Here is a 5,596-nt window from a genome sequence, read left to right as displayed (position 1 = left end):
ACTACCACCTTCTTTTAAAATTCTAGTCTTTCCACGAGCAGTTAGTACTACTACACAGTTATTATTCATAACACCACCAAAATATATAAATAAGCCTATACTATATTGAATATAGCTAAATTTAAACATTAGTACAAGCTAATACTAACAAATAAACACCAACATACTAGAAAATAATTACATCCCAAAATCCATACCTCGATCTTGCTTAGGTCGAGGTTTTTCTATCTCTTGTTTACGCTCATTCATCTGGACGAGATTTTTTTCAATATCTCGGATGTTTCGAGCAAATTCTGCTGCGCTTTGGCTACTTCTGACGAGACAGAATGCTGTGTGGTTGAGATTCTCTCCAGAATTTCTTCGTTGTTGGCTGTGATAAGGCTCATCTCTCGGACTTTGCCATTGATCTGCTCGGTATAGCTTGCTGTACTTCGTTCTAGCTCGTGAAATTGCTTCTGCATTGTCGCTAATGATTTCTGTGCTTGCTGTAAGCTTTGCTGATCGCTCTTGATTGTCTTTGATTGTGCTGACAAGGCTTGGATAATTTTGGTTTGCATTGTGTCTAAAGCTTGCTGTTGCTTCTGCAATTGCACTTGTTGTTGCATTAATTGTTGCTGTTGTTCTTCGATGATTCTCAATAATTGTGTTTCTAATTCGGTCATCGTTTAATACCCCATTGGAATCATGTAGCCGTTCTGCCATTCGCCTGCGTTCTTGTTGATCTGAATACATAGGCGCTGTGCTTTGCTGTCTGGTCGCTTGCATGTGCTGATCATCAAACTGCCCCCCGATCGGTTCAAATGGTCGACCCTCATTTGTTTCTCGTTGATCACGGTGTTTAGCGCCTGCATCTCGCTGTACTTGTTTTTGGTGACGAGACCAAGCGAGAAAATCGCTATAAGCAAAATAACTGCTGCTGAAATCAGCCCCATATTCAAAATGGTAAGTTTTTTCTGTACGGCTTGATTCTGGGCTTTCTGTTCTTGGCTCTGTATTTGCTCGTTTAATTGCGTTAAATGGCTCAATTTCGATTGCAGCAAGCTTTGGTACTGGCTCAACTGCTTCTCGACCGTTTGGGCGTTGTTTTGAATGCTCTGGGCTATTTTCTCGTCCGACTGTTGGATAGCGGTCGCAGTGATATTGGCTCTTGTGTTCAAGCTGTCTCTGATAGTCTGTGACGTTTGCTCGATACCGCTCAGAAGTTGTTCCTCTGTATTCTTCAATTCGTTGTTGTATTTCTTGTCGATATTCGCCAGTAGCTCTAAAGCCTTGCTCATAAATCTCGCCCTCTAAACGGATGGGACGTTTTGCGCCCTCATACGGGTTTTCAATGGATATGGAGTTTTTTACTTGTCGAGTGACATTGATTTGATTCGATTCAAGCCATTGCACCAATTCTTGCCGATCGGCAACTTCCCTATTAGAAACCGCTCGGTAAACACGTTGATGTAACTGCTCTTTAAAACCCTTAATATCTTTGGGCAGGTTCTTTTTATTTAAAAATAGCTGTCGATGCTCAGGATCATCGGGGTCATACAGTGAATGTTCGGTATTGATGATCTGCTTAAATAGATCGACTCGATCTAAATCGGCTGGCGCATAGAATGGCTGTAGACGTTTGCCTGTTGAAAGCTCAACATTGGGAATCACAAAATTAAGCTCAAGCCTTGTCTCACCTGTGTCCTGATTAATTTTGTCTTGGTGCTGCACCCATAAAATTTGATATTGGTCTTTATCTAGTCCTGGAAATAAACATTCCTCAAAATTTTGCATGATTTTCTGTTTATCCTGGTCAGATAAATCATGCTCATAAAAGGACAAACAACCACTGGTATATTTTTTGGCAAAAGGACTGCTATCAATCAATTGTGCTGTCAGCTCTACATTACCACTAAGCACTTGTGCATGTTCACGCTCTCGATCTTCACCTAATAAATAATCAAGACAACCTTTTGACAAACCTGAACCATGCCGAAAAAAATCAACGATCATCTGGACGTAACTCCCGAAGCTGTTGATCAATTGAAATCAATAAATGAAGTAATTTCACTTTATCGAAAGCACCAGTACCCGCAATATCTGTATTTACTGCTTTGGCAATCTGATTCACATTATTACCAATCCGACTAAGTTCTAAAATTAATGCTCGCTCTGTCTTGCTATACGAAGATTCAACAACCTTTGTTTCTTTAATTTTTTGGTCATCTTCTACTTTGGAATTATGAATTTTAGTCGCTTTCTCTACTGCTGCTTGTCTAAGTAACTTTGCAATCGAACCATAAGGATTATTGGAATCAAGCAATTGATATTCTGATTCAGAAAGTCTGACTTTAAAAGTTCTCTCTCGAATAGCCTTGCCTTGCTTATTCTCTTGTTGTTCATGTCCTGACATTTCAATCTACCCTGCTTTGGCTTTTGTAAGCTTTAAAATGGAAAATCTTTGATTTTTCTGTTTAAAGCTTTTCGGGGGTATCGGGGGTGAAGCCCCTGATCAAGGTCACAGCTTAACACTATTGAACGAAGTGAAATAGGGGTAGCTGTGTATCCTTGCTTATTTAAAAATGGACGAGTGAAATTCAATAAAAATTAATCAAATGACACGGTATATAAACTATAGTAGGTATTGGCATGAATCTTGTAAAAACACTTGTAAAAACAAATGCGCTCAACTCTTTCTCACCGTCCCCACATCCCTCGCTTTGCTCGGGCTGATGGTGAACGTTGAGAGAGTTTCGGCAATACTTTCCCTAAGAGGCTTTGATTTAAAAAAATCAAATATCCTCTTAAGTATTGCCGATTAACCTGTAATTGGGCTGACGGAGCCACGCATCGGTCGTATCCGCACATGGTTTTGCTGACCATGCAGACAAGGACTAAAGGTTTTGCACCTTCTCCCACGCGCTCCCTGTCGAAGTATGGTGGTATCTCTGCGAGGATTACTCCAACATGCAACTTAACCAACCTATACAACTACTTCCAACGCTCCGCCTATGTGAGATCCCCTGTAAGCGGTTTAGCCTTGCGACTATCGCTACGATGCACCAGTGACACTTATTCCCTCCACATGCAACGCATATCTTCCTTAAAAAAGGCGCACAGAAGTAGATAAAGCTCGACCGTTAGGTGCTTATTTGATGATTTAAACTGCTGAATTAACGAAGGACTTCAAATTGAGGCTTGTCAAACTGTTCTAATTCTTTAAAATAGATAGTGGTACTAGCCTTTAAGGTGAATATCAGTATGAGTTGCAAGCTCTGCCGATCTTTCGTTAATTGATGTTGCAAGCATCAAATAACTGTACCCATAGAATTTAAAACTAATGGACAGATTTCGCAAGAGACCTGTCCATTATTTTTTTGATCACACCTAAGAATTAAGCTGAAACTCCTATTCTTTGGACTATTAATGTCAAAACTTCCTAGATTTCATAACAAGCACATCGAAAAACGTAAGTATTCAAATAGCCTCCTAGCCAAATCTATTTCTTCTAAAGTACGTTTCTCTAATAAAACATTTTTTAATGTTAATTTGAGAGGATCCCGCCTACGATCATGTTCATTCAAAAATATAAAAATTGTTTTATCTGATTTTTCAGGAGTAATCTTAAATAAGAATAGGTTTACGAATGTTCACTTCAAAAAGTGCGTATTTTATGCTGCTATTTTTAGAGATTGTCGCTTTAAAAATTGCACATTTGAAAAATGCATTTTTATTAATACAAATACAGAAAGCCTAAATCACTCGATATTAGACTGTTCTAAAAAATATAATTTTTACGAAATGAAAATTCCTGATGACTTAAAAGATCAACTAATAGAATATAGAAATATTCCAATACTGCAAAAAAACCGTTTACTTCATCTAAAAGGGGGAAGAATCAATACCGCAACCTTATTCATTCTCCTATCCAAAATATCCAAATACAAGCTGCTAAATGGTCTTAAAAAAATTTATATTGAGGAACAAAGTAAAGTAAAAATACTTAGCACTTTCAAACTCCTTGAAGAAATAAAGAACCTAGTTGACACTAACACCGCATTCAAACAGAATAATGGTGCTCTGCCCCATCCAATCGAAAGGTTGGATAGTTAAGACAATCACTGGGAGCTCACTATTGGATGTAACAATTCAATTAATAGTCTAATTACTGACATTCTGGGAGGGCTTACTATGTTAGGAAACACTGCTACCGTTATCGGATTTACTGCTTTACTACTAACCTTGTTAATTCAACATTTGCAAAATAGTCTGACCTTTCGATTGTTTGGGGTGAAATTCTTATCTTAAAAATCTAAATATTCTTTTAGATCTAATGCAGATTGCTCGATAAAATCGTATGTATTAATACAACGACAGTAAATAAATTTTGTTAAAACCTCTAAATCATTTTCTAGATTACGGTTAAAAATAATCGGTTCATGATGAGCAATCCTGTTTCTTAATTCACGTAATTGATCTGTCCAATCGTAAAAAATTTGCCTGTTTTCAACTGTTGCATTAGGAAAAATAGAATTAAAACATCCCTGCCAAATACGTTCTTCATAATTAGCCATAAGCATCTTTTGCCAGAATACAAATTTAAGCTCAGGGATCATTTTACTAGGCGAATCTGGGAACTTCTCTTTAGCACTATCAAACATACTTTTAGGGCTATACCTCCCTCTACGGCTAAGGCTTCGAATAAAAGCTTCATTTTCATGCCAACTATTTGTTTCATTACACCTAAAAGATATTTCTATTGCCTGAACAACAGCATTTCTCAGAACAACTTCAAAATAATTTAATAAGTAAAAAAACTTATTGGAAATTATTAAATTACGTTCATAAAGCATCAATACATCAGATTTTTCATATGGTTCACCTTTATCTTTATAGAAATTTTCATACTTAGATAAGCGTGGTATAGATAAAGTCTGCTCTATCTTAAGCACTGCATCATTTGACAATTCCACCGTATATACCCTAATATATAGTTGTAAGTTTGAGAGACTGCGGATCTAAGATCTTCCCTCCCAAGCGCTAAGATTCAAAAAAGCCTTTCATTAACGTGAAAGGCTTTTTTCTTTTTTTGGTCAATTAAAAGCTTACATATTGATTGTAATTGAAATATTTTCTTGAGGGACATCAAAATAATTAGCTAATAGTCTCTTAGCTTCAGGAATAGATATTTTATCCAGTGTTTTAGAAGAATTATCTTCATTTAATTTGGTAAATTTCAGCTCATTCAAATCGATATTCATCTCTTCTAATGAACTATAAGAAACTGGATTCCGATTACCATCCCACATATTGGGAATAGATATATCAGCATATTCGGAGATATTTATTATCCATCTACCATCTGCATCTTCTTCTTGAGATTGGCTGATACTAGATATTTTGCCAACTAAAAATGCAGTGTGATGATCAGCCTCTGGTTCTCCCCAAGATTGTTTCCTATTTTGCACACAAACTAGATAATCGCACTTTCCTGCATTATGAGCATTTAGTCTCCAAGACTGACTACCACCTTCTTTTAAAATTCTAGTCTTTCCACGAGCAGTTAGTACTACTACACAGTTATTATTCATAACACCACCAAAATATATAAATAAGC

The 5,596-nt window shown here is 36.8% G+C and carries 5 protein-coding genes; 1 reads left to right on the top strand and 4 read right to left on the bottom strand.

Annotation, left to right across the window (positions count from 1 at the left end; all coding sequences use genetic code 11):
• Window positions 1-177 precede the first annotated feature (177 nt).
• Both F944_RS03070 and F944_RS03065 read right to left on the bottom strand, forming a co-directional pair.
• Entirely contained in the window at window positions 178-1,992 is a 1,815-nt protein-coding gene (locus F944_RS03070) for a relaxase family protein (RefSeq protein WP_004986710.1), read from the bottom strand.
• A complete protein-coding gene (locus tag F944_RS03065; RefSeq protein ID WP_004986709.1) occupies window positions 1,982-2,392 on the bottom strand; it encodes a MobC family plasmid mobilization relaxosome protein in 411 nt (136 codons plus the stop codon). Before F944_RS03065 ends, F944_RS03070 begins: the two co-directional genes overlap by 11 nt.
• Window positions 2,393-3,405: 1,013 nt before the next feature.
• Here F944_RS03065 and F944_RS03060 point away from each other — a divergent pair.
• Entirely contained in the window at window positions 3,406-4,092 is a 687-nt protein-coding gene (locus F944_RS03060; RefSeq protein WP_004986708.1) for a pentapeptide repeat-containing protein, read from the top strand.
• Between the two features lie 191 nt (window positions 4,093-4,283).
• On the opposite strand, the gene F944_RS03055 is transcribed toward F944_RS03060, so the two are convergent.
• Entirely contained in the window at window positions 4,284-4,952 is a 669-nt protein-coding gene (locus F944_RS03055; RefSeq protein ID WP_004986704.1) for an Abi family protein, read from the bottom strand.
• A gap of 132 nt (window positions 4,953-5,084) precedes the next feature.
• On the bottom strand, window positions 5,085-5,596 hold a 512-nt coding region (locus tag F944_RS03050; protein ID WP_004986698.1), incomplete at its 5' end, for a hypothetical protein.

This window comes from Acinetobacter ursingii DSM 16037 = CIP 107286 (assembly GCF_000368825.1).
In the GTDB taxonomy this organism is placed as follows: domain Bacteria; phylum Pseudomonadota; class Gammaproteobacteria; order Pseudomonadales; family Moraxellaceae; genus Acinetobacter; species Acinetobacter ursingii.
This window is presented reverse-complemented; position numbering and strand designations above follow the sequence as displayed.

What these genes read in the sequence shown, in the direction of transcription:
- F944_RS03060 (WP_004986708.1), top strand. Translation starts at nt 3,406, where the DNA reads ATGTCAAAACTTCCTAGATTTCATAACAAGCACATCGAAAAACGTAAG.
- F944_RS03070 (WP_004986710.1), bottom strand. Translation starts at nt 1,992, where the DNA reads ATGATCGTTGATTTTTTTCGGCATGGTTCAGGTTTGTCAAAAGGTTGT.
- F944_RS03065 (WP_004986709.1), bottom strand. Translation starts at nt 2,392, where the DNA reads ATGTCAGGACATGAACAACAAGAGAATAAGCAAGGCAAGGCTATTCGA.